At 74.4% G+C, this 22,812-nt stretch carries 21 protein-coding genes; 9 read left to right on the forward strand and 12 right to left on the reverse strand.

Translation table 11 applies throughout. From position 1 onward, the window contains the following. Positions 1–86: 86 nt before the first annotated feature. Positions 87–1,652, reverse strand: a complete 1,566-nt coding sequence (purH, locus tag J4557_RS20895) for a bifunctional phosphoribosylaminoimidazolecarboxamide formyltransferase/IMP cyclohydrolase (protein ID WP_208268413.1) — start codon at positions 1,650–1,652, stop codon at positions 87–89. After that, positions 1,649–2,353, reverse strand: a complete 705-nt coding sequence (purN, locus tag J4557_RS20900; protein ID WP_208268594.1) for a phosphoribosylglycinamide formyltransferase — start codon at positions 2,351–2,353, stop codon at positions 1,649–1,651. The genes purH and purN overlap by 4 nt, the downstream gene beginning before the upstream one ends. Positions 2,354–2,458: 105 nt before the next feature. Here purN and J4557_RS20905 point away from each other — a divergent pair, with 105 nt between their 5' ends. Beyond that, on the forward strand, positions 2,459–2,959 hold the full coding sequence (locus J4557_RS20905; RefSeq protein WP_208268414.1) for a hypothetical protein: 501 nt from the start codon (positions 2,459–2,461) through the stop codon (positions 2,957–2,959). Positions 2,960–3,019: 60 nt separating this feature from the next. On the opposite strand, the gene J4557_RS20910 is transcribed toward J4557_RS20905, so the two are convergent. From J4557_RS20910 to sucC, 3 genes are all read right to left on the reverse strand, one after another. After that, entirely contained in the window at positions 3,020–4,858 is a 1,839-nt protein-coding gene (locus J4557_RS20910; protein WP_307800109.1) for a cell division protein PerM, read from the reverse strand. 189 nt (positions 4,859–5,047) lie between these two features. Beyond that, on the reverse strand, positions 5,048–5,935 hold the full coding sequence (sucD, locus tag J4557_RS20915; protein WP_208268415.1) for a succinate--CoA ligase subunit alpha: 888 nt from the start codon (positions 5,933–5,935) through the stop codon (positions 5,048–5,050). Between the two features lie 2 nt (positions 5,936–5,937). After that, the gene (gene sucC / locus J4557_RS20920; RefSeq protein WP_208268596.1) at positions 5,938–7,116 is read right to left on the reverse strand and encodes an ADP-forming succinate--CoA ligase subunit beta; all 1,179 of its coding nucleotides are present in this window, start codon (positions 7,114–7,116) and stop codon (positions 5,938–5,940) included. 268 nt (positions 7,117–7,384) lie between these two features. Here sucC and J4557_RS20925 point away from each other — a divergent pair, with 268 nt between their 5' ends. Beyond that, positions 7,385–8,872: a glycoside hydrolase family 15 protein gene (locus J4557_RS20925; RefSeq protein ID WP_243776128.1), complete on the forward strand. Its 1,488-nt coding sequence runs from the start codon at positions 7,385–7,387 to the stop codon at positions 8,870–8,872. Positions 8,873–8,900: 28 nt separating this feature from the next. Here the strand turns inward: J4557_RS20925 and J4557_RS20930 are convergent, their stop codons facing one another. Together J4557_RS20930 and J4557_RS20935 are read right to left on the reverse strand one after the other, a co-directional pair. Further along, complete coding sequence (locus J4557_RS20930) at positions 8,901–9,668, reverse strand: sulfite exporter TauE/SafE family protein (protein ID WP_307800110.1); 768 nt, start codon at positions 9,666–9,668, stop codon at positions 8,901–8,903. A 67-nt stretch (positions 9,669–9,735) separates the two neighbouring features. Beyond that, positions 9,736–10,278: a GNAT family N-acetyltransferase gene (locus J4557_RS20935; RefSeq protein WP_208268416.1), complete on the reverse strand. Its 543-nt coding sequence runs from the start codon at positions 10,276–10,278 to the stop codon at positions 9,736–9,738. A 53-nt stretch (positions 10,279–10,331) separates the two neighbouring features. Between J4557_RS20935 and J4557_RS20940 the strand changes: the two genes are divergently transcribed. Beyond that, positions 10,332–10,919, forward strand: coding sequence for a TetR/AcrR family transcriptional regulator (locus J4557_RS20940; RefSeq protein WP_208268417.1), 588 nt, complete (start codon positions 10,332–10,334; stop codon positions 10,917–10,919). A 45-nt stretch (positions 10,920–10,964) separates the two neighbouring features. On the opposite strand, the gene J4557_RS20945 is transcribed toward J4557_RS20940, so the two are convergent. After that, positions 10,965–12,341 (reverse strand): MFS transporter, encoded by a 1,377-nt coding sequence (locus tag J4557_RS20945; protein WP_208268418.1) that lies wholly within the window; start codon positions 12,339–12,341, stop codon positions 10,965–10,967. Between the two features lie 113 nt (positions 12,342–12,454). Here J4557_RS20945 and J4557_RS20950 point away from each other — a divergent pair, with 113 nt between their 5' ends. After that, the gene (locus J4557_RS20950) at positions 12,455–13,462 is read left to right on the forward strand and encodes an Lrp/AsnC family transcriptional regulator (RefSeq protein ID WP_208268419.1); all 1,008 of its coding nucleotides are present in this window, start codon (positions 12,455–12,457) and stop codon (positions 13,460–13,462) included. Here the strand turns inward: J4557_RS20950 and pcrA are convergent. The 4 genes from pcrA to dhaK form a co-directional block, all read right to left on the reverse strand. Continuing rightward, positions 13,419–15,680, reverse strand: coding sequence for a DNA helicase PcrA (pcrA, locus tag J4557_RS20955; RefSeq protein WP_208268420.1), 2,262 nt, complete (start codon positions 15,678–15,680; stop codon positions 13,419–13,421). The two genes, J4557_RS20950 and pcrA, sit on opposite strands and share 44 nt — an antisense overlap. Before the next feature lie 211 nt (positions 15,681–15,891). After that, positions 15,892–16,275, reverse strand: coding sequence for a dihydroxyacetone kinase phosphoryl donor subunit DhaM (dhaM, locus tag J4557_RS20960; protein ID WP_208268421.1), 384 nt, complete (start codon positions 16,273–16,275; stop codon positions 15,892–15,894). 4 nt (positions 16,276–16,279) lie between these two features. After that, positions 16,280–16,966 (reverse strand): dihydroxyacetone kinase subunit DhaL, encoded by a 687-nt coding sequence (gene dhaL / locus J4557_RS20965; protein ID WP_307800111.1) that lies wholly within the window; start codon positions 16,964–16,966, stop codon positions 16,280–16,282. Continuing rightward, positions 16,963–17,958 (reverse strand): dihydroxyacetone kinase subunit DhaK, encoded by a 996-nt coding sequence (dhaK, locus tag J4557_RS20970; protein WP_208268422.1) that lies wholly within the window; start codon positions 17,956–17,958, stop codon positions 16,963–16,965. The genes dhaL and dhaK overlap by 4 nt, the downstream gene beginning before the upstream one ends. A 108-nt stretch (positions 17,959–18,066) precedes the next feature. Here dhaK and J4557_RS20975 point away from each other — a divergent pair, with 108 nt between their 5' ends. The 5 genes from J4557_RS20975 to J4557_RS20995 all read left to right on the forward strand — a co-directional run bounded on the left by J4557_RS20975 (position 18,067) and on the right by J4557_RS20995 (position 22,776). Then, positions 18,067–19,032: a nucleoside hydrolase gene (locus J4557_RS20975; protein ID WP_208268423.1), complete on the forward strand. Its 966-nt coding sequence runs from the start codon at positions 18,067–18,069 to the stop codon at positions 19,030–19,032. Between the two features lie 195 nt (positions 19,033–19,227). Beyond that, the gene (locus J4557_RS20980) at positions 19,228–19,911 is read left to right on the forward strand and encodes a PIG-L deacetylase family protein (protein WP_208268600.1); all 684 of its coding nucleotides are present in this window, start codon (positions 19,228–19,230) and stop codon (positions 19,909–19,911) included. A 124-nt stretch (positions 19,912–20,035) separates the two neighbouring features. After that, positions 20,036–20,425 (forward strand): SRPBCC family protein, encoded by a 390-nt coding sequence (locus tag J4557_RS20985; protein ID WP_208268424.1) that lies wholly within the window; start codon positions 20,036–20,038, stop codon positions 20,423–20,425. Positions 20,426–20,573: 148 nt separating this feature from the next. Further along, the gene (locus J4557_RS20990) at positions 20,574–21,470 is read left to right on the forward strand and encodes a serine hydrolase (protein WP_208268425.1); all 897 of its coding nucleotides are present in this window, start codon (positions 20,574–20,576) and stop codon (positions 21,468–21,470) included. A gap of 109 nt (positions 21,471–21,579) precedes the next feature. Then, on the forward strand, positions 21,580–22,776 hold the full coding sequence (locus J4557_RS20995) for an FAD-dependent monooxygenase (protein WP_208268426.1): 1,197 nt from the start codon (positions 21,580–21,582) through the stop codon (positions 22,774–22,776). Positions 22,777–22,812: the final 36 nt, after the last annotated feature.

The raw sequence follows: 22,812 nt of genomic DNA on the forward strand, positions 1-22,812 counted from the left end.
CTACCTCCCGCGGAGAAGTGAAAAGGACGGCCGGTGCGGGACGCGCTCCCGCACCGGCCGTCCTCAAGCCCCGGCCGTCACCGGCCTCAGTGGAAGAAGTGCCGTGTTCCGGTGAAGTACATCGTGATGCCGGCCTTCTTCGCGGTCTCGATCGCCAGCTCGTCGCGGATCGAGCCGCCCGGCTGGACGACGGCCTTGACCCCGGCCTCGACCAGCACCTCCAGGCCGTCCGGGAACGGGAAGAACGCGTCGGACGCGGCGACCGAGCCGCGTGCCCGCTCCTCGCCCGCGCGGGCGACCGCGAGGCGCGCGGAGTCGACCCGGTTGACCTGGCCCATGCCGACGCCGACGGTGGCGCCGCCGGACGCCAGCAGGATCGCGTTGGACTTGACGGCGCGGACGGCCCGCCAGGCGAACGCCAGGTCGCGGAGGGTGTCCTCGTCGGCGGCGTCGCCGCACGCGAGCTCCCAGCCGGACGGGTCGTCGCCGGGCGCGTCGACCCGGTCGACGGTCTGCACGAGCAGGCCCCCGTCGATCCGCCGGGACTCGGTGGCGCCGCCGGGGGCGTCCGGGCAGATCAGCAGCCGGGTGTTCTTGAACCGGTTCTTCAGCACGGTCACGGCCTCGTCCTCGAAGGACGGGGCGACGACGACCTCGGCGAAGCTCCCGGTGATCTGCTCCGCCATCGCGGCGGTGACCGGCCGGTTCGCGGCGATCACGCCGCCGTAGGCGGACGCGGGGTCGCATTCGAGGGCCAGCCGGTGCGCCTCGGCGATGTCGGCGCCGACCGCGATGCCGCACGGGTTGGCGTGCTTGATGATCGCGACGCAGGGGTCGGTGAAGTCGTAGGCGGCGCGGCGGGCGGCGTCGGTGTCCACGTAGTTGTTGTAGGACATCTCCTTGCCGTAGATCTGCTCGGCGCCCGCGAGGCCCGTCTCGCCGGGCACCCGGTACAGGGCGGCGCGCTGGTGCGGGTTCTCGCCGTACCGCAGGGTGTTCGACCGCTCCCAGGTGGCGCCGATGAAGTCCGGCCACCGCGTCTCGGCGGCCTGCTCGTCGGGCGCGTACTCGCTCGCGAACCAGGACGCCACGGCGACGTCGTAGGACGCGGTGTGCTTGTAGGCGAGGGCGGCGAGGCGGCGCCGCTGCTCCAGCGTGAAGCCGCCCTCCTTCACCGCGTCGAGGACGTCCCCGTACGCGGACGGGTCGACGACGACCGCGACGGACGCGTGGTTCTTCGCGGCGGCGCGGACCATCGTCGGGCCGCCGATGTCGATCTGCTCGACGCACTCGTCGGGCCCGGCGCCGGACGCGACGGTCGCGGCGAACGGGTACAGGTTCACCACGGCCAGGTCGAACGGCTCGACGTGCAGGTCGTCGAGCTGCTGGAGGTGGTCGTCCTTGCGCCGGTCGGCGAGCAGCCCGGCGTGCACCTTCGGGTGCAGGGTCTTGACCCGGCCGTCCAGGCACTCGGGGAACCCGGTGAGCTTCTCCACCTTCATCACCGGCACCCCGGCGGCGGAGATCCGGCCGGCCGTGGACCCGGTGGAGACGATCTCCACCCCGGCCTCGTGCAGGCCCCGGGCGAGCTCCTCCAGCCCGGTCTTGTCGTACACGCTGATCAGTGCGCGCTTGATCGCCACCCGACTCACCGGTCGAGCTCCCCTCGTTCCGTCTGACCTGGACTGCCGGACGGTCCGCCGTCCGGCGCGGCGCCGCCGGTCGGGCCGTCGCCGCAGGTTCTGCATTTCATCGAGACCCGCCGGCCCCGCGTGGTCCAGCCGTCGCGGGCCAGCCGTCCGACGACGTCGACCAGGAGCCGGCGCTCCACCTGCTTGATGCGCTCGTGCAGGGAGTCCTCGTCGTCGTGCCAGCCCACGGGGACGGTCTCCTGGGCGATGACGGGTCCGGTGTCCACGCCTTCGTCGACGAAGTGAACCGTACAGCCCGTGACCTTCACCCCGTACGCCAGGGCGTCCCGTACGGCGTGCGCGCCGGGGAACGAGGGCAGCAGCGCGGGGTGGGTGTTGACGATCCGGCCGCCGAACCGGGCCAGCACCGCCGGGCCGAGGATCTTCATGAACCCGGCGGACACCACGAGGTCGGGTTCGTGCTCGGCGATGGCGGCGGCGAGCGCCTCGTCCCACTCGGCGCGGGACGGGAAGTCGGGGATGCGGAGGGTGAACGCGGGCAGCCCGGCGCGCTCGGCGCGCTCGGTCCCGCCGATTCCGTCGCGGTCGGCGCCCACGGCCACCACTTTCGCCCCGTAGGCTGGATCTGCGCAGGCGTCGAGCAGCGCTTGTAGGTTGGTCCCCGCGCCGGAGACGAGGACGACGAGCCGGGCGGACACCATGACTCCCTTGTGGACGGTGGGGTGGACGGTGGGGTTGTCGGCAATCGCCATGAAGCCTATCGGCCCTGTTCGGCGCGGTTGAATCCACGGTTGGGAGGAGCGGACGTGAGCGAGCAGCCGGGAGGCCCGGCCCATCCCGTCGAGCAGGGGCGGGATCCGGCGGGACCGCCCCCGGGCCCCGGCCCGGGCTCTCCCCTGGGTCCCCCGCCCGGGCAGCGGCCGGTGGAGCGGACCGGCCGACGGGCCCTGTGGCTGGGCGTCGTCGCCCTGGTGACCTCACTGTTCTTCTACCCGCTGGGGCTGGTGCTGGGCGTGGCCTCGCTGGTCATCGGGATCCGGGCGCGGCGGCGGGCGCGGACGGCGCGCGCGACCTCGCCGGGCGCCGTGCCGGGCATCGTGCTCGGCGCGGTGGGCCTGGCGTTCTCGACGCTGTCGGTGGCGCTGACGGTGTTCCTGTGGTCGGAGCTGAGCGGCTACCAGGAGTGCCTCGGCGCGGCGAACACCGGCACCGACAAGACCGCCTGCAAGCACGAGTACTACCCGAGGATCGAGAAGAAGCTCGGCCTGCCCGCGGGCAGCATGGACAAGTACGGCGACCTGCTCTGATGCCCTGACCCGCCCCCGGCCCTCCCGGCCGGGGCGCGGGGCCTGGTCGCGGCGCGGGGCCTAGGAGTCGCGGCGCGGGGACCGGTCGGGGTGCGGCTCCTCGCGCAGGACGTAGATCGCGCCGCCGCGGTTCTCGGTGCGCTCGGGGTCCTCGCGCGGCGGCGGGACGGGCTCCGGCTCGGGATCCTCGACGATGTGGCCTTCGAGGACGACCTTGCCGTCCCGCTCGTCCGGTTCGGGCTCCGCCGGCGCGGGCTCCGGCCCGGGTTCCGGCTCGGCACCGGCCAGGACGGGCTCGTCCGCGATCAGCTCGGGCAGCGGGTCGGCCGCACGGCCGCGACCGCGCGGCCGGCGCGGCGCCAGCACCGGTTCGGCCTCCTCGAACTCCAGCGGGCCGGGCACGTAGGGCGAGGGGCGGGAGGCGGGCGGCTCCTCGGGCGCCGGCGGGGGCTCGTCGAGGACGGGCGCGGGCAGCGGAACCGCCGCCTCCGGCAGCCGGGCCTGGGACGGCTTCGCGGCGGGCCGCCGCGCCTTGCGCTTCTTCCGCTTGCGGGGGCGGGCGGGTGCCTCGTCCTCCTCCGGCCGCCGCATGAGCCGCCAGTTCGCCGCCCACGCCGCGAGCGCCGCGGAGATCCCGACCTCCAGCGCCGCCAGCAGCCCCACCTGCCAGGCCGACGGCCCGACCGTCGCCATCCGCCCGCCGCCGAGCGGGCCGCCCGACAGCGCCGCCAGCACCGCGACGACGCCGCCGGTCAGGGTCCCGGACACGAAGCCCCACAGCGGCGCGCCCTCCGACGTCGCGCTCGGCATCGTCCGGATCGTCAGCACCCCGCCGACCGCGCCCGCGACGAACGGCGCCGCGAGCGCCAGCAGCGACACCGCGGGAGCGGGGCCCGCCTGGGGCAGCGCGGCGAGCGGCGGGAACGCGGGGACCGTGTCCAGGAACACACCGGTGGGCGACACGCTCGTCCCGGCGCCGACCGCGAACCCGGGGCCGACCGCGTAGGCGATCCCCCAGATCACCGCGTTCGGCAGGAACGCGAGTTCCACCAGCAGCAGCAGGACGCCGCCCACGATGCCGGGCGCGAGCAGGTCGTACACCCGGTCGGACTCGGAGATGTGCAGCGCCAGGGACCCGCCGACCAGGACGGCGCCCGCCGCCGCCAGCACCGCGACCGACCCGGCGACCCCGATCACCAGCGACCGCGGGCGGTCCGGCAGCAGCCGCAGCAGCGCGCCGAGCCCGGACCGGACCCGCCGCCCGCGCGCCTCCGCCGCGACCTGCGCGGCGACCACGGCCCGCGCGGCGCCGAGGCCGCCCGCGATGACGGCGACGAGGAGGCAGCCGAGCAGCGCCTGCCACGCGGACGGGTGCACCTCCGGCGCCGACACCGCGAGCGCCATCAGCATCGCCAGCAGCGCGTACGGGACGGCCAGCGCCGCCGCCACCCGCACCACGGCGACCCGCGGCCGGGCCGGCAGCCCGAGCCCCCGGATCATCCACGCGCCGCCCCGGTACAGCAGCGCGCCGGGGAGCACCAGCACGCCCAGCGGCAGCAGCCCGACCCGGCCGTGGCCGTAGGAGAACCCCGCGTGGTGGGAGACGAGCCAGAAGTTCACGGCGGTGCGGAACACCCCGGACAGCCCGTGCCCGAGCGCGGTCTTCGGCGCCGCGACCCAGCCGAGCAGCGTCACGGTCGTCAGCACGGTGAGGCCGATCCCGACGCACCACAGCGACGCCACGAGCCCCGTCACGTACAGGGGGCGGCCGTTGCCCGGCGGCGGCGCGGGGGGCCCGCCGCGCTCCTTCCCGGGCCGGGGCGCGTCCTCGCGGCGCCGCCCCCTCGGGTCCCTCGCCGGTTCGGGGGTCGCGCGCTGTCCCGGCCTCACGTCGCTCACCCGCCCATGCTGGCACCCCGCCCCCGCGCGCCCGCCCCCTCGACCCGGCGTGTCGCCTTTGTCGCGCCGCCGCGCGTCCCCGCGGGGCGGGGCCCCTCGGCCCGGCGGCTCCCGGGACGAACGAAAGACGCCCGGGCCGCGACGGCGGCTCGGGCGTCTTTCGGTGCCTGGTCAGGCGATCGGAAGACCTCAGAGGTTCTTCATGATCTCCCGCATGATGACGGCGGTCTCGCTCGGGGTCTTCCCGACGCGGACGCCGACCTTCTCCAGGGCCTCCTTCTTCGCCTGCGCGGTGCCGGCGGAGCCGGACACGATCGCGCCGGCGTGGCCCATCGTCTTGCCCTCGGGGGCGGTGAACCCGGCGACGTAGCCGACGACCGGCTTCGTGACGTTCTTCTCGATGTAGGCGGCGGCGCGCTCCTCGGCGTCGCCCCCGATCTCACCGATCATCACGATGGCGTCGGTCTCCGGGTCCTCCTGGAACGCCTTGAGGGCGTCGATGTGGGTGGTCCCGATGATGGGGTCGCCGCCGATGCCGACGCAGGTGGAGAAGCCGATGTCGCGCAGCTCGTACATCATCTGGTAGGTCAGCGTGCCCGACTTCGACACCAGGCCGATGCGGCCCGGGGTGGTGATGTCGGCCGGGATGATGCCCGCGTTCGACTTGCCGGGCGAGGCGATGCCGGGGCAGTTCGGCCCGATGATGCGGGTCTTGTTGCCCTTGGACTCGGCGTACGCCCAGAAGTAGGCGGTGTCGTGCACCGGGATGCCCTCGGTGATGACGACGCAGAGCGGGATCTCGGCGTCGATCGCCTCGACGACGGCGTCCTTGGTGAACTTCGGCGGGACGAACACGACGGACACGTCCGCGCCGGTCTCCTGCATCGCCTCCTTGACGGTGCCGAAGACGGGCAGCTCGGTGCCGTCGAAGGTCACGGTCTGGCCGGCCTTGCGGGCGTTCACGCCGCCGACGACCTGGGCGCCGGAGGCCAGCATGCGGCGGCCGTGCTTGGTGCCCTCGGAGCCGGTGATGCCCTGAACGATGATCTTGCTGTTGTCGGTGAGCCAGATGGCCATTGTCATGCACCTGCCGCGGCGAGTTCGGCGGCACGCTTGGCCGCGTCGTCCATGGTGTCGACCTGCTGGACGCCGGTGAGCCCGGCGTCGGTCAGGATCTTGCGCCCGAGCTCGGCGTTGTTGCCGTCGAGGCGGACCACGAGCGGCCGGTCGACGGCCTCGCCGCGGTCGGCCAGCAGCTTGTAGGCCGAGACGATGCCGTTGGCGACGGCGTCGCAGGCGGTGATGCCGCCGAAGACGTTGACGAACACCGACTTGACGTCCGGGTCCGACAGGACGATCTCCAGGCCGTTCGCCATCACCTCGGCGGACGCGCCGCCGCCGATGTCCAGGAAGTTGGCGGGCTTCTGGCCGCCGAACGCCTCGCCGGCGTAGGCGACCACGTCCAGGGTGGACATGACCAGGCCCGCGCCGTTGCCGATGATCCCGACGGAGCCGTCGAGCTTGACGTAGTTGAGGTCCTTGGCCTTCGCCGCCGCCTCCAGCGGGTCGGCCGCGGCCTTGTCCTCGAGCTTGTCGTGCTCCTGGCGGAACCCGGCGTTGTCGTCGAGCGAGACCTTGCCGTCGAGGGCCTTCACCTGGCCGTCGGCGGTGAGGATCATCGGGTTGACCTCGACCAGCGTGGCGTCCTCGTCGGTGAACACCGCCCACAGCCGCTCGATGAGCTGCGCGGCGCCGTCGAGGGCCTCCTCGGGCAGCCGGCCCTGCTCGGCGATCTCGCGGGCCTTGGCCCGGTCGACGCCGGTGAGCGGGGAGATCGGCACCATCGCGAGGCGGTCGTGCGGGACCTCCTCGATCTCGACGCCGCCCTCGACGGAGCAGATGGACAGGAAGGTCCGGTTGGCGCGGTCGAGCAGGAACGAGAAGTAGAACTCCTGCGCGATCGCCGAGCCCTCCTCGACCAGGACCCGGTGGACCGTGTGGCCCTTGATGTCCATGCCGAGGATCCGGCCGGCGAGGGCCTCGGCCTCGTCGGCGGTGTCGGCCAGTTTCACGCCGCCGGCCTTGCCGCGGCCGCCGGTCTTGACCTGGGCCTTGACGACGACCTTCTTGCTGCCCGCGGAGAACAGTTCCTCCGCGATGGCGCGCGCTTCCTGGGGAGTCGAGGCGACCTTGCCGGTGGGCACCGGTACCCCGTACTCGGCGAAGAGTTCCTTCGCCTGATGTTCGAACAGGTCCACGAGGGCGTCCTTAAAACGGATCGACAGCCAGATGACCACGCGAGTGGGGGTACACGGGTGTCCGTGCGGCCGGCACTCCGCGGTCCGCTCCGTCGATGCAGCCTAGTCAACCCCGGTCCGTGCTGCCGCCGCCGGGTCCATTTGTCGTCCCGTGTCCGGAAACCGCAGGTGCGGGCGGTGCGATGGGGAGCACGTACGCTCCTCACGACGATGACTCTATTGGCATAGTTTGATGTACTTGTGTGAGGCCAGGGGGGAGACGAGGCCCATGGGGCAGCAGCGGGGGGACGTGCGCACCGCCGCCGTACCCGCGCCCCTCGGGACCGTCCCCGTCCGGCGCCGCGCCGCGTCCGCGCGGCTGCGCGGGCGCCGGATCCGCCGCGGCGCCGCGTTCCTGGTCGTCGCCGCGCTCGTCGCCGTGGCCGGGGCGAACGTGCCGGAGCCGTCCGCGCCGGGCTGGGCGAGCCCCGGCCTGGTGGGCGGCGGCGGATGGCCCTTCGCGGGCGTCCCGCTCGATCCGGACGACGCCGACGGCGCCGCGTACCTGGCCGACAGCTCGGCCGTGCGGCTCGCGGACGGGCGGGTGCTGCTCGTCCCGTCCGGCGGGGAGGCGCCGATCACGGTCGCGGCGGACGATCCGCGGGTGGCGCAGGCGGTGCGGTCCGACAGCGCGTGGCTCGCGTCCGGCACCGTCCCGGAGGGCCCCGCGGGCTCCGGCTTCCGCGACATGGCGGCGCGCGCGCTGCTGGACCTCCGGCTGCTGACGCCGCCGAACGGCGCGTCGCTGGCGTCCTGGTACGGGGCGTGGCGGTACTCGTGGCCGCGCGACTCCGCCTTCGCCGCCGCCGCGTTCACCGTGACGGGCCATCCGTCGGAGGCGCGCCGCGTCCTGCGGTTCCTGGCCCGGGTCCAGACCGGCAACGGCCTGTGGGCGGCCCGGTACAACGCCGACGGGACCGCCGTGACGGACGGGCGCCCGCCGCAGCTCGACTCGCTGGGCTGGGTGCTGTGGGCGAGCTGGCTGTACCGGGCGCAGAACCCCGGCGCCGACGACCTCCCGGACCTGTGGCCGATGGTGCGGCGCGCCGCCGACCATCTGGCCGGGTCGCTGGACGCGGAGGGCCTGCCGCCCCCGTCGTCCGACTACTGGGAACGCGATCACGGCCGCGAGCAGGACCCGCGGCGCCCGACGCTCGGCGTGGTCGGGCCGGTGCTGGCGGGCCTGCGGGCGGCGGCCGACCTCGCGCGGGGCTACGGCCAGGGCGCCGAGGCGGCGCGGTGGCGGACGGCGGCGCACCGGGTGTCGGACGCGCTGGACCGGCAGTTCGCGCCCTACGAGTACCCGCGCTCACCCGTGCAGGACGGGCTGAGGGACACGTCCGTGACGTTCATCGCACCTCCGTTCGCGCCGGCGGACCGGGCCGTGACCGGGGCGATCGCGGCCGCCGAGCGCGCGCAGGCGCTGCCGAACGGGGGCGTGCTGCCGGGCGAGAGCTGGTCCGGGACGCCGGACGTCGCGTGGACGCCCGAGACCGCGCTGTTCGGGCTGTCGGCCGCGTCGGGCGGCCGGACGGTCGAGGCGGTCGCGCGCCTCGGCTGGCTGTCGGCGCACCGGACGTCGCTGGGCGCGCTGCCGGAGAAGGTGGGTCCGACGGGCCGCCAGGCGGGCGTGGCGCCGCTGGGCTGGACGGACTCGCTGGTGCTGCTGACGCTGTCGGCCCTGCGCGAGCCGCTGCCGATCCCGCCCGCGTCCTGACCCCGCGCCCTGCTCAGGCGGGCCGGGCTCAGGCGAACTGCTCGTAGCCCATCTTGAGGACGAGCGCGGCGACGACGCACAGCAGCACGACCCGGACGAACCCGGTGCCGCGGCTGATCGCCATGTGGGCGCCGAGCTGCGCGCCGGCGGCGTTGCAGACGGCCATGGCGAGCCCGATGGCCCACAGCACGTGCCCCTGGACGGCGAACACGGCGAGCGCGCCGAGGTTCGTGCCCGCATTGATGATCTTCGAGGTGGCGGAGGCGTCGACGAAGTCCAGGCCGAGCAGCGTCGTGAAGGCGATGACGAGGAACGTTCCCGTCCCGGGGCCGACGAGCCCGTCGTAGAAGGCGATCGCGACGCCAGGCACGACGATCGCGTGGGCCGTCCGGCGCCGGGTCCGCAGGACGAGCCGGGGGGCGCGGCCGAGGTCCGGCTTCAGCACGACGAGCGCGGCGACGGCGAGCAGCACCACCATGATCACCGGTTTGAGCACGTCGGACGAGATCGCCGCGGCGCACAGCGCGCCGCCGGCGGCGCAGCACACCGCGAGGGCCGCGGCCGGGCCGCCGACCCGGACGTCCGGTTTGGCCTTGCGGGCGTAGGCGACGGCGGCCGAGGCGGTGCCGGCGATGGAGCCGAGCTTGTTGGTGGCGAGCGCGGTCGCGACGGGCTGTCCGGGGTTGAGGAGCAGCAGGGCGGGCAGCTGGATCAGCCCGCCGCCTCCCACGACCGCGTCGACCCAGCCGGCCGAGGTGGCGGCGGCCAGCATGACGGGCACCTGCTCGGCGTGCACGGGGACTCCAGGGGGTAAGGGGTGTTGAAAGTATGACCATAACCCCCCGGGGTGCCCCGCCCGGGCGTCAGGCCGCCCACTCCCCCGCGAGGACCGCCCAGACCTGCTCGTCGCGGCGCTCGCCGCCCAGCACGTACGCGTCCCGGAGCACGCCCTCGCAGGTCATCCCGAGCCGCTTCGCCACCGCCGCGCTGGCGGTGTTGCGCGGGTCGCAGATCCACTCCACCCGGGCCATCCCGCGCACCCCGAACGCCCAGTCGATCATGTGCCGGACCGCGGTGGTGACCAGGCCGCGGCCCCGTGCGCCCGCGTCCAGCCAGACCCCGACCTCGCAGACGCCGCGCGGGGCGTCGAACACCCGGAAGACGGTCCCGCCCTCCAGCACGCCGTTCACCCAGATGCCGTAGACGCGGCCCTCGTCCCGGGCCTGCTTCTCCGCGTAGTCCCGCAGGAACAGCCGCGCGGTCGCCTCGTCGACGACGGTGCGCGCCCACGGGATGTAGTCGATGACGTCGGCCCGCACGCGCTCGGCGTGCGCGGCGAACTCGGCGGCCTGCCACGGCTCCAGCGGACGGAGCTCGGCGTCGTCGGCCAGCGTGACGGCGAACATGGAGGGCCTCCCGGGGGGTACGTACCGAACGTTTGTTATGTATCGTACGGGACATGCCGGCCCGAGGTGATCACGACGCCCGCCGCCGCGACGTCTCCGAGGCCGTCTGGCGGGTCCTCGCCGACCGCGGCTTCGGCGGGCTGACGCTGCGCGCCGTCGCCGCCGCGATGGGCGCCTCGACGGGCCTGCTCACGCACTACTTCCCGAACAAGAAGGCGCTGGTCTCCTACGCCCTCGACGTCGCCGACGAGCGGACCGCGAGCCGTTCCCTGCGCGGCACGGAGACCCCGGGCCTCGCCGCCCTCCGCGCCGCGCTGCTGGACGTCCTGCCGCTGACGCCGGAGGCCGCGGTGATGAACCGCGTGTGGGTCGGCTCGTGGGACGGCTCGCTCGCCGACCCCGAGCTGCGCGAGCGCGAGATGCGGCGGTACCGCGGGTGGCGGGCGCGGCTGCGCGTCCACGTCGCCGCCGCCGTCGAGCGCGGCGAGCTGCCCGCCTCGTCCGACGTGGACGACGTCACCGCGGCCGCGGCCGCGTTCGCGCACGGCCTCGTCGTGCACGCCCTCTTCGACGCCGAGGAGTACCCGCCCGAGCGGCAGACCCGGATGCTCGACGCCTGGCTCGACGCGCTCGCCCCCTGACCGGCCGGGACCGGCCGCCGCCCTACGCGAGGGCCTGCGCGGTCGTCACCGGCGCATGAGGGCGGTAGTGCCCGCCGCCAGTGCCAGAAGCACGGCGGCGAGCCCGAACGCGACCCGGGCCGCGGACGCGGGTCCGTGCGGCAGCGCGCGGAGGAACGCGGTGCCGAGGACGGCGATGCCGAGCGTCCCGCCGAACTGCTGGACGGCGTTGAGCAGCCCCGCGGCGGATCCCGTCTCGTGCGGCCGGACGCGCGCCAGCGCCGCCGTGAAGAACGGGACCGTGAACAGCCCGTTGCCCGCGCCCGCCAGGGCCAGCGCGCCGAGCAGCGGCCAAGGGTAGGCGTCCGGGTAGGCGCCGTAGACGGGGATCGCCGCGCAGACCCCGGCCAGCGTGACCGCGAGCCCGGCGACCATCAGCCGCGGGCCGAAGCGCGGGACGAGCCGGGTGCCGGCCAGCCAGGACGCGGCGGCCATCGCGGCCGACCAGGGCAGCAGCGTGAACCCGGCCGTCAGCACGTCCTGACCGAGGCCCAGCTGGATCTGCAGGACGACCACGACCATCAGCCCGTTCACGACCGCGAAGAACAGCGTCGAGGTCGCCAGCGCGGCCGGGAAGCCGCGGTCGCGGAACAGGCCCGGCTCGACGAGCGGAGCGGCGGCCCGGCGCTGGTGCAGGGCGAACACGGCGAGCAGCAGGGCGCCGCCGGCGAGCATCGCCCACGTCCACGCGGGCCACCCGGCCGCGTCGCCCTGGATCAGCGGGTACACGAGCATCGCCGCACCGGCGGTGGCGAGCACCGTGCCGGCGGCGTCCAGCCGGGGCCGGCGCTCCGCGCGGTCCTCGGGCAGCAGCGGCACGGTCGCGAGCACCCCGGCGGCGAGGGGCAGGTTCACCAGGAACGCCGCCCGCCACGACACCGCGTGGGCGAGGAGCGCCCCGAGCACCGGCCCGCAGACCGCCGACAGCCCCATCACCGGCCCGATGCTCCCGAACGCCTTCGCCGTCTCCGGCCCGTCGAACATCGCGCGGATCAGCCCGATCGTCTGCGGGATGATCAGCGCCGCCGCGGCGCCCTGCACGGCCCGCGCCGCGATCAGCGCGCCCGCCGACGGCGCCACCGCGCAGCACGCGGACGCGACCGCGAACCCCGCGACCCCGAGCGCGAACACCCGCCGCCGCCCGGCGATGTCGCCGAGCCGGCCGCCGGTGATCAGCAGCACCGCGAACGGCAGCGTGTAGGCGGCGCTGAACCACTGGATCCCGGACTCGCCGCCACCGAGGTCCCGCCGGACCACCGGCGCCGCGACCTGCACGATCGTCGCGTCCAGCAGGTTCATCGCCTCGGCCGCCAGCAGCGTGGCCAGGGCCGCCCACCGCCACCGGTGGACGGCGTCCGCCCGTGTCTCCTCCCGCACCCGCATGGCACGTCTCCTTTCGGTTCCGTGCCCCAGCCTCGGAGGAGGGCCGCACTACGTTCCAACCACGGCGCTCGAATAGCGGTTATCTTCCATCTGAGCGGCCGAGATGAGGGATCATGATGCTGGACGAGCTGGACCGCGCCGTCATCCACGCGCTGCACATCGACGGGCGCGCGCCGTTCAGCCGCATCGCGGACGTCTGCGGCGTCTCCACCCAGACCGTCGCCCGCCGCTACCGGCGGCTCCGTTCCGGGGCGGGCCTGCGCGTCGTCGGCGTCCTGGACCGCGACACCGGCCCCGAGACGCACTGGACGGTCCGGCTGACCTGCACTCCGGCGGCCACGCAGGCCCTCGCGCACTCGCTCGCCGCGCGGCCCGACACGTCCTGGGTGAAGCTGACGTCCGGCGGGACGGAGATCTTCGCGATCGTGCACGTCCCGGACGGCGCGGGGGACAAGGAAGGCACGGGCGCCCCGCACGCGATGCTGCTGCACGACGTCCCGCGCCGCGCGGGGATCACCGCCGTGTCGGCGCACTGCCTGCTGCACACCTACCTCGGCGGCCCGACCGCCTGGCGCGGCATCACCCGCGCGCTGACCCCCGAGCAGCAGGAGCGGCTGAGACCGCCCGCCGCCGCGGACCCGCGCCCGCTGACCGCCGCGGACCACGCGCTGCTGGACGTCCTGCGGCACGACGGCCGCGCCGCCCACACCGCCCTCGCCGCCGCGACCGGCTGGTCACAGGCGACGGCGGCGCGCCGCCTCGCCGGTCTGCGCGCGAGCGGCACGCTGTTCTTCGACGTCGAGGTCGACTCCGCCCGGCTCGGCGGCACCGCGCAGACGCTGATCTGGATGTCGGTCGCCCCGGGACGGCTCGACGACGTCGCCACGACCCTCGCCGGGCACGACGAACTCGCCGTCGTCGCCGCGACCACCGGCCCCACGAACCTGCTGGCGCAGGCGCTCTGCGACGGCCCCGCCGACCTGCACCGCTACCTCACCCGCGAGCTCGGCGCCCTGGACGGCATCCGGACCGTGGAGACCGCGCCCGTGCTGCGCACGCTCAAGCGCGCCGGTGCGGTCAGAGCTTCTCCACCGGCGCGAACCGCAGGACGAGGCGCTTGACGCCGTACTCGCCGCCGAAGTCGACGCTGGCGGCGGCCTTGTCGCCGGCGCCGTCCACGGACACGACCGTGCCGAGGCCGAACGAGTCGTGGGTGACCTTGTCCCCCGGCGCCAGAGCCGGGACCTCCCGGTTGCCCGGCGACTTCACGCCGGGCCGGGCCGCCATCCGCGACATCGCCGACGACGACGCGGACGACGCCTCCCGCTCCCAGTCGATCAGGGTGCCGGGGACCTCGCCGAGGAACCGGGACGGCGGGTTGACCTGCGGCGCGCCCCACGAGCTGCGCATCGTCGCGCGGGACAGGTACAGCCGCTGCCGCGCGCGCGTGATGCCGACGTAGGCGAGGCGGCGCTCCTCTTCGAGCTCCTTGGGGTTGCTCATGGCGCGCAGGTGCGGGAAGACCCCGTCCTCCATGCCGGTGAGGAACACCACGGGGAACTCCAGGCCCTTCGCGGTGTGGAGGGTCATCAGCGTGACGACGCCCTGGTCGGTCTCCTCGGGCTGCTCGCCCGGCGGGACCGGGCCGCCCTTCGCGCCGCCGGGGATGGAGTCGGCGTCGGCGACCAGCGCCACCTGCTCCAGGAAGTCGGGCAGCCGGCCCTCGGCGGACTCCCCGTCGAGGCGCTCCTCGAACTCGCGGGCGACGGCCTCCAGCTCGCGGAGGTTCTCCACGCGGGTCTCGTCCTGCGGGTCCTTGGAGGCCTGGAGCTCGGCCAGGTAGCCGGATCTGTCGAGGATCTGGACGACCAGGTCGGCGGGGGTGAGCGACGCGGCGGCGGCGCCCAGCTCGTCCAGCAGCAGGACGAACTCGCGGACCGCGTTGATCGACCGGGTCGCCATGCCCGGGACGTCCTCGGGGACGCGCAGCGCCTGCCAGAACGAGATGCGCTCGCGCGACGCGTACGCCTCGACGCACGCCTCCGCGCGGTCGCCGATGCCGCGCTTCGGCACGTTCAGGATGCGGCGCAGCGAGACGGTGTCCTCGGGGTTGGCGAGGACGCGCAGGTAGGCGAGGAGGTCGCGGATCTCCTTGCGCTCGTAGAAGCGGACGCCGCCGACGACCTTGTAGGGCAGGCCGACGCGGATGAACACCTCTTCGAACACGCGCGACTGCGCGTTGGTGCGGTAGAACACCGCGACGTCGCCGGGGCGGGCGTCGCCGGCGTCGGTGAGCCGGTCGACCTCGTGCGCGACGAACGCGGCCTCGTCGTGCTCGTTGTCGGCCACGTAGCCGGTGATCTTGTGGCCCTCGCCCTGGTCGGACCAGAGCCGCTTCGGCTTGCGGTCGGCGTTGCGCTCGATGACCGCGTTCGCCGCCGACAGGATCGTCTGCGTGGAGCGGTAGTTCTGCTCCAGCAGGATCGTCGTCGCGTCGGGGTAGTCGCGCTCGAACTCCAGGATGTTGCGGATCGTCGCGCCGCGGAACGCGTAGATCGACTGGTCGGCGTCGCCGACGACGCACAGCTCGGCGGCGCCGACCCCCTCGACCGGCGCGGTCAGCTCCCTGACCAGCTCGTACTGCGCATGGTTGGTGTCCTGGTACTCGTCGACGAGGACGTGCCGGAACCGGCGCCGGTAGTGCTCGGCGGCCTCCGGGAACACCTGCAGCAGGTTGACCGTCATCATGATCAGGTCGTCGAAGTCCATCGCGCCGGCCTGCTGCAGCCGCGCCTGGTACATCTCGTACGCCTCGGCGAGCGTCTGCTCCATGTGCGTGGACGCGCGGTTCTTGAACGTCTCGTAGTCGATCAGCTCGTTCTTCAGGTTCGACACCTGGGCGCTGAACGACTTCGGCGGGTACCGCTTGGGATCGAGGTCCAGCTCGCGGCAGACCAGCGCCATCAGGCGCTGCGCGTCGGCCTGGTCGTAGATCGAGAAGCTCGTGGGGAAGCCGAGCCGCTTGGCCTCCCGGCGCAGGATCCGCACGCAGGCGGAGTGGAACGTCATCACCCACATGGCCCGCGACCGCGGCCCGACGAGGGCGTCGACGCGCTCCTTCATCTCGGCGGCGGCCTTGTTGGTGAAGGTGATCGCGAGGATCTGGCCGGGGTGCGCGCCCCGCTCCCCCAGCAGGTGGGCGATGCGGTGGGTGAGCACGCGGGTCTTCCCCGACCCGGCGCCCGCGACGATCAGCAGGGGGCCGCCGGAGTGCACGACGGCGGCGCGCTGCTGCTCGTTCAGGCCGTCGAGCAAGGGGTGAGCTTCGGTCTTCGACATCACGTGCGAGTGTACGGCGCCGCGCCGACGTTTTCGGCGGCCTCGCCGCCGCGGGCGTCAGCGGGATCGGGGCGGAGCCGCCCGGCAAGGGGCTGCGGCGGACGGCCCGGACGGCGCCGCCGCGCCCCGCGTGGCGAGGTGCGCGGCGTCCCGTCCGGGCCTTCCCGCTCGGCGCCCTGCCCGGCGGCCCCGGATTCGGCGGCCCGGCCGATCAGGTCTTGCGGTGCTCGCGGGCGGACTCGGCGGCGAGGTGGACGGCGGGGAGGTCGGCGCCCGTCGCGGCCATGGACGCGGCGGCGACCGCGCCCTCGACCAGCGGCGCGTCGGCGAGCAGGACGCCCTCGCCCTCGGCGTCCTCGATGAGCATCTTGGCGGTGAGGACGGAGCTGCCGATGTCGGCGAGCAGCAGCACGCCGTCGCCGCCGTCGGCGCGCTGCACGGCGTCCTCGACGAGGTCGATGCTGGTGCCGAGGCCGCCCTCGGAGTCGCCGCCGGCGGGTTCGACGACGGCCTTCCCGACGCCCATGGCGCGGGCGACCTCCGCGACGCCCTCGGCGAGCGTCCGGCTGTGCGAGATGATCACGATTCCGACCACGGGTTCACTCCCGCCCGGTGACGTCGGCGAGGGCGCGCAGGACGAGTGCGGTGGACGAGGCACCGGGGTCCAGGTGGCCGGCGCTGCGCGGGCCGAGGTAGCTCGCGCGGCCCTTGCGGGCCTGCATCGGGACCGTCGCGGCGGCGCCCGCGTCGGCGGCGTCGGCGGCGGCGCGGGCGCAGCCGGGGAGGTCGGCGCCGTCCGCGAGCGCGGCCGCGAAGGCGGCGGCCGCCGGGGCCAGCGCGTCGACCATGGTCTTGTCGCCCTCGTTCGCCTGCCCCAGCTCCTGGACGCCCTCCAGGGCGGCCTTCAGCGCGGCGCCGACCGCGGCGGCGTCCGCCTCGGACGCGCCGCCGAGCGCCTTGCCCGCGCGGCGCAGCGCGGTGCCGTAGAGGGGGCCGGACGCGCCGCCGGTCTTGGACACGATGGCCCGCCCGGCGGCGATCAGCACCTTGCCCGGCCGCGTCTCGCCGAGCTCCGCGTCGCCCGGGAGGGCGGCGACGGCCGCGGTGAACCCGCGGTGCAGGTTGTGGCCGTGGTCGCCGTCGCCGATGGCCGCGTCGAGCCGGGTCAGCCGCTCGGCCTCGGCGGCGACCAGCTCGGCGGCGCGGCGGATCCACGCCGCGGCGCCCCGGGCGTCCAGCCCCCCGCCCGCCTGCTCGTCCGCCCGTCCTTCCATCGGGGCGGTCACCGGCCCCACCGCAGCGCCGGCGTCTCGACGGGCGCGTCCCAGAGCCGGGTCAGCTCGGGCGTCAGCCGGCACACGCTGATCATGCTGCCGGCCATCTCCAGGCTGGTGACGTACGGGCCGACCAGGGGGCGGGCGACCGTGGCGCCGTGCTCCTCCAGCCAGCGGGCCGTCGCCGCGTAGGCGATGTACTGCTCCATCAGCGGGGTGCCGCCCATCCCGTTCACCAGCACGAGCAGCTCGGACCCGGACACCGGCATGTCCGCGTCGATCGCGCTGAGGGAGGCGTCCACGATCGCGTCGGCGTCCGCCAGCGGGACGCGCTCGCGGCCGGGCTCGCCGTGGATGCCGATCCCGAGCTCCATCTCGCCCTCCTCGAGCCGGAACGTCGGCTCCCCGGCGGCCGGGACGGTGCACGGCGACAGCGCGACGCCGAACGAGCGGCTCCGCTCGTTGACCTCGCGGGCGACGGCGGCGACGGACGCGAGGTCGGCGCCCTCCTCCGCGAGCGCACCCGCGATCTTCTCCACGAACAGGGTGGCGCCCGTGCCGCGCCGGCCGGCGGTGTAGAGGCTGTCCTCCACGGCGACGTCGTCGTTGACGATCACCGACTCGACCTCGATGTCCTCGTCCTCGGCCAGCTCCGCGGCCATCCGGAAGTTCAGGACGTCGCCGGTGTAGTTCTTCACGATGTGGAGCACGCCCGCGCCGCCGTTCACCGCCATCGTCGCGGCGATGATCTGGTCCGGGACGGGAGAGGTGAACACCTGGCCGCAGCAGGCCGCGTCGAGCATGCCGTGGCCGACGAACCCGGCGTGCAGCGGTTCGTGCCCGGAGCCGCCTCCCGACACCAGGGCGACCCTGCCGGCGCGCGGCCCGTCCGCCCGCACGACCGTGCCGTTCTCGGGATCGACCCGCAGCGACGGATGCGCGGCGGCGAGGCCGCGCAGCGCGTCGGCGACCACGTTCTCCGGATCGTTGATGAGTTTGCGCATGTCTCAGCTCTACCCCGGCACGGCCTCCCGTCCCAGACCCAACCGCGATCTTCATGCGCCGGTTTTACCGGGATGCTTCGGACGTCCCGCCCGTCATAGGTTGCTCGGGTGACGAAAGCCCCCGTTCTCCTGTTCGACTGCGACACCGGCATCGACGACGCCCTGACCCTGCTGTACCTCGCCTCCCTCGTCCGCGCGGGCGAGGCGGAGCTGGCCGGGGTCGGGACGGTGCACGGCAACATCGACCCGCTGACCGGAGCCCTGAACACACTGCGCGTGCTGGAGGCGGCCGGGGTGGAGGCGGGCGGGAAGGGGGTGCCGGTCGCGGTCGGCGCCACCCGCCCGATGGCGCAGGACGTCCACTACGCGCTCGACTGGCACGGCAGGGACGGCCTCGGCGACACGAACCTGCCCGAGCCGGCGGGACGGCCGGTCCCCGGGTCGGCCGCCGAGCAGATCGTCCGGACGGCGCGGGAGCGGCCCGGCGAGGTGGTCCTGCTCGCCACCGGCCCGCTGACCAACCTCGGCGCGGCGCTGCTGCTGGACGAGGAGCTGCCGTCGCTGGTCCGCGAGGTGGTCGTGATGGGCGGCGCGTTCGGCCACCCGGGGAACATCACCACGCACGCCGAGGCGAACATCTGGCACGACCCGGAGGCCGCCGACCTGGTGTTCGCGGCGGACTGGCCGGTCGTCCTGGTGCCGCTGGACGCCACCCACCCGACCGCCGTCCACGACGACTGGCTGGACCGGCTGGCGGCGCACGGCTCCCCCGTCGCGCGGTTCGCTGCCCGGATCCTGGAGTTCTACGCCGACGCCTACACGCCGGTGCTGCGGCGCCGCGGAGCGGTCATCCACGACGCGCTCGCCGCGATGCTGGCGATGGACCCCGGCCTCGGCGAGTACGTGCAGCGGCCGGTGCGGGTGGAGCTGCGGGGCGAGCTGACGCGCGGCACGACCGTGTGGGACGCGCGGTCCCTGCCCGCCGACGACACCCGCCGCCCGTTGAAGATCGCGGTCGGCAGCGACGTGCGGGCGTTCCAGGAACGGCTGCTCGCCGCGGTCCTGTCGCTCTGACCCGCGCCTTGATGGCACCGCCGTGGCACCGCCGTGGCACGACCGCCCGGGAACGCCCGCGGGGCCCGGCGCGGGCCGCCGGAGCCTTCGGGAATTGGCCGATCTTGGGTGTGCCCGTATCCGGCCGCAGACTTTATTGTTGAATCCGTGACCGACGTTCTGGACGACAGCGGACTGCAGCGGATCCTCGCCGTGATGGCGCATCCGGACGACGTCGACTTCGGCTGCGCCGGGTCGGTGGCGGGCTGGACGGACCAGGGCATCGAGGTCGTCTACCTGATGGTCACCGACGGCGACGCGGGCGGTTTCGACGACGGCGTCACCCGGGAGGAGATGGCGTCGCTGCGCCGCGAGGAGCAGCGCGCGGCGGCCAAGTGCGTCGGCGTCACCGATGTCAGGTTCCTCGGCTACCCGGACGGCCGGGTCGAGGCGACGCTGGACCTGCGCCGCGACATCGCCCGCGTGATCCGCCAGGTGCGGCCGGACCGGGTGCTGATGCCGAGCCCGGAGCGCAACTACGAGCGGATCTACCCGAGCCACCCGGACCACCGGGCGGTCGGCGCGGCGGCGCTCGACGCGGTGTACCCGGACGCCCGCAACCCGTACGCGTTCCCGGAGCTGCTGGCCGACGAGGGCCTGGAGGCGTGGACGGCCCGCGAGGCGTGGCTCAGCGGCGGCCCGGTGGTGAACCACTACGTCGACATCACCGACCAGTTCGACCGGAAGGTGAACGCGCTGCGGTCGCACGCCAGCCAGACCGCCCACATGGGCGACGAGCTGCCGGACATGCTGCGCGGCTGGCTGTCGGCGAACGCCAAGGCGGCGGGGTTCGCGGACGGCCGCCTTGCCGAGGCCTTCCAGGTGGTCGACACGGCCTGACCGGCGCCCGGAGCGTCCCTCGGCGGAGCGCCCGAACGGTCACGCTGCAAATTCATCGCGTCACATGCCGTAATCTCCATCGAATCGGGCATGCACCCCCCGTGTCCTGATTCGGGGGGATGTCATGCCGCATGAGATCGAGGCGACCGCCACCACCTATGCCGCCCCGGAAGTGATCTTCAAGCATCTCTTCGTGGCGGATTCCTGGAACGAGTGGGCCGCGTTCTGGGCCCGCGCCCGGCACGAGGTCGTCGCCTACGACCCGCCGCACCACTGCGGGTACGTCGCCATCGCCGGGCTGCCGCGCGGCTACCGCGTCGACATCACGCTGGAGCCGCACGGCGTGAACACGCTGATCCGCTGGCGCGGGTCGTTCGACGGCCGGATCCCGGGCACCGCGCCGCTGAAGGGCGCGATGCTGCGCCGCCGCTTCGGGTCGTTCGCGCGCCGCGTCGCCTGGCACGCCGAGCGCTGCGAGCCGGGCTGCCCCGCCCGGCTGCCCGTCGAGTTCTGAGCACGGACCGCCCGACGGCCGGCCGCTCCCGGGCCGGCGCGGAGGCCGCCGTCCCGCGCAGGTGATCTTCCCGTCGCGGCGGGTAGGAGCCAGGTGATCATGGCGGCCCTCGGGGGACGGGCCGCCGTCGCGCGAATCGGGGGATCGCATGCGACGCAGCCTCACCGTGTTCGGCATCACCATCGGCGCCGTGACCGCGACGGGACTCACCTGGACGATGACGCACGGGCATCCGCCCGGAACCGTCCGCCGAACGGAGCACGGCTCCTCCGGAGAGCGGGTGGTGACGGTCGCGAAGGCACCGGTGTTCGACCCGCTCCGGCTGCGCGGCAACGTCCTGGCCTACCTGCACGGCCGGCCGGGGCGCGCCGGCGTGATGGCCACCGACCTGCGCAGCGGCATGACGTTCGGCGTGGACGAGACGTCCCGGTACGTCACCGCCAGCGTCATCAAGGTCGACATCCTCGCGGCGCTGCTCCTGCAGCACCAGCGGCAGGGCGTCGCCATGTCGGACGGCGAGCGCGCCCTGGCGGCGCGGATGATCCGGAGGAGCGACAACTCGGCGGCGGACGCGCTGTACGCCGACATCGGCCGCGACGCCGGGCTCCGGAGCGCCGACGCGGCGTTCGGCCTCGACCGCACCGACCCGTATCCGGTGTCGTGGGGGTCGTCGTGGACGAGCCCGTCCGACCAGGTGCGGCTGGTGCGGATGCTCGCCTCGGGCGGCGGCCCGCTCACCGCGGCGAACCGCCGGTACGTCCTGGGCCTGATGGGCTCGGTGACGCCGTCCCAGGCGTGGGGGATCAGCGCGGCGGCGCGTCCCGGCGAGAAGGTCGCGCTCAAGAACGGGTGGGTGCCGCTGCGGTACGAGGGCAACGGCTGGGCGGTCAACAGCATCGGCCGCATCACCGGCCGCGGGCACGACTTCGTCGTCGCGGTGTTCAGCGCCGACAGCCCGACGATGGCGGAGGGCGTGGCGACGGTCGAGCACCTCGCGTCCATGGTGGTCTCGCCCCTGCGCGAGGCGGGGCGCGAGGCCGGCTGATCCGCGGCTCTCAGCGGGCCGTCAGGGCTGTGAGCGGAGCGTCAGCGTTCTGTCAGCGCGTGCGGTGAGCCTACGGGAAGGCGGCACGAACTTCCCGAAGGAGCGGCTCATGCGCAACAGCAACGTCCTGATCTCCGGTGCGAGCATCGCCGGCCCGGCCCTCGCGTACTGGCTCGACCGGTACGGGTTCGCGGTGACGGTGGTGGAGCGGGCGCCCGCGATGCGTCCCGGCGGGCAGGCGATCGACGTGCGGGGGCCGGCGCTGGACGTCGCCGGCCGGATGGGGATCCTCGACGCGGTCCGCGGGCTGAGCACCGACCTGCGTGGCATGTCGGTCGTCGGCCAGGACGGCGAGGAGCTCTTCCGCACCACCGAGCGGACCGCCAGCGGCGGCGACCTCGCGAGCCCCGACGTGGAGATCCTCCGCGACGACCTCGCCGAGCTGATCGCCGGGGCGGGCGGCGACCGGATCGAGTACCTCTTCGACGACTCGATCGCCGGGCTGGAGCAGGACGGCGACGGCGTCCGCGTGATCTTCCACGGCGGGGGCACCCGGACGTTCGACCTGGTCGTCGGCGCCGACGGGCTGCACTCGGGCGTCCGGCGGCTGGCATTCGGCCCCGAGGACTCCTACCTGCGCCACCTCGGCTCCCACCTCGGCGTGTGGACGGCCCCGAACCTGCTCGGCCTGCGCCGCTGGCAGACGATCTTCCCGGTGCCGGGGAACGCCTGGGGCGCGATGGCGATGAGCGTCCGCGGCGACACCGAGCTCCGCGTCTACATGGGGTTCGACTCGCCCGACCCGGTCTCCTACGATCCGCGCGACGTCCGGGACCAGAAGCGGCTGCTCGCGAGCCGCTTCGCGGACGCCGGCGGGGAGATCCCGCGGCTGCTGGAGACGATGCGGGACGCGCCGGACTTCCACTTCGACGCGATGGCGCAGATCCGCATGGACGCCTGGTCGGCGGGGCGGGTGGTGCTGCTCGGCGACGCCGGGTACTGCGGCTCCCCCGCGTCCGGGCAGGGCACCAGCATGGCGATGGTCGGCGCGTACGTGCTGGCGGGCGAGTTGAAGGCCGCAGACGGCGACCACCGCGCGGCGTTCGCCGCCTACGAGGCCGAGCTCCGCGACTTCGTCACCGCGAACCAGGAGCTCGGGATCAGGAACGCCGCCCGGAACCGGGACCGGTTCGCCACCGAGACGGGCGGCACCGAGACGGGTGTCACTGAGATGGGCGTGGCGGGCGAGGAGCGGATGGACGACGTCTACGCCGTCACGAACTCCTACAAGCTCCGCGACTACTGAAGGGGGGTCCGGGGTCGGGCTGAGCGGCGGGCCGGC

The organism is Actinomadura nitritigenes, assembly GCF_017573545.1.
In the GTDB taxonomy this organism is placed as follows: Bacteria; Actinomycetota; Actinomycetes; order Streptosporangiales; family Streptosporangiaceae; genus Spirillospora; species Spirillospora nitritigenes.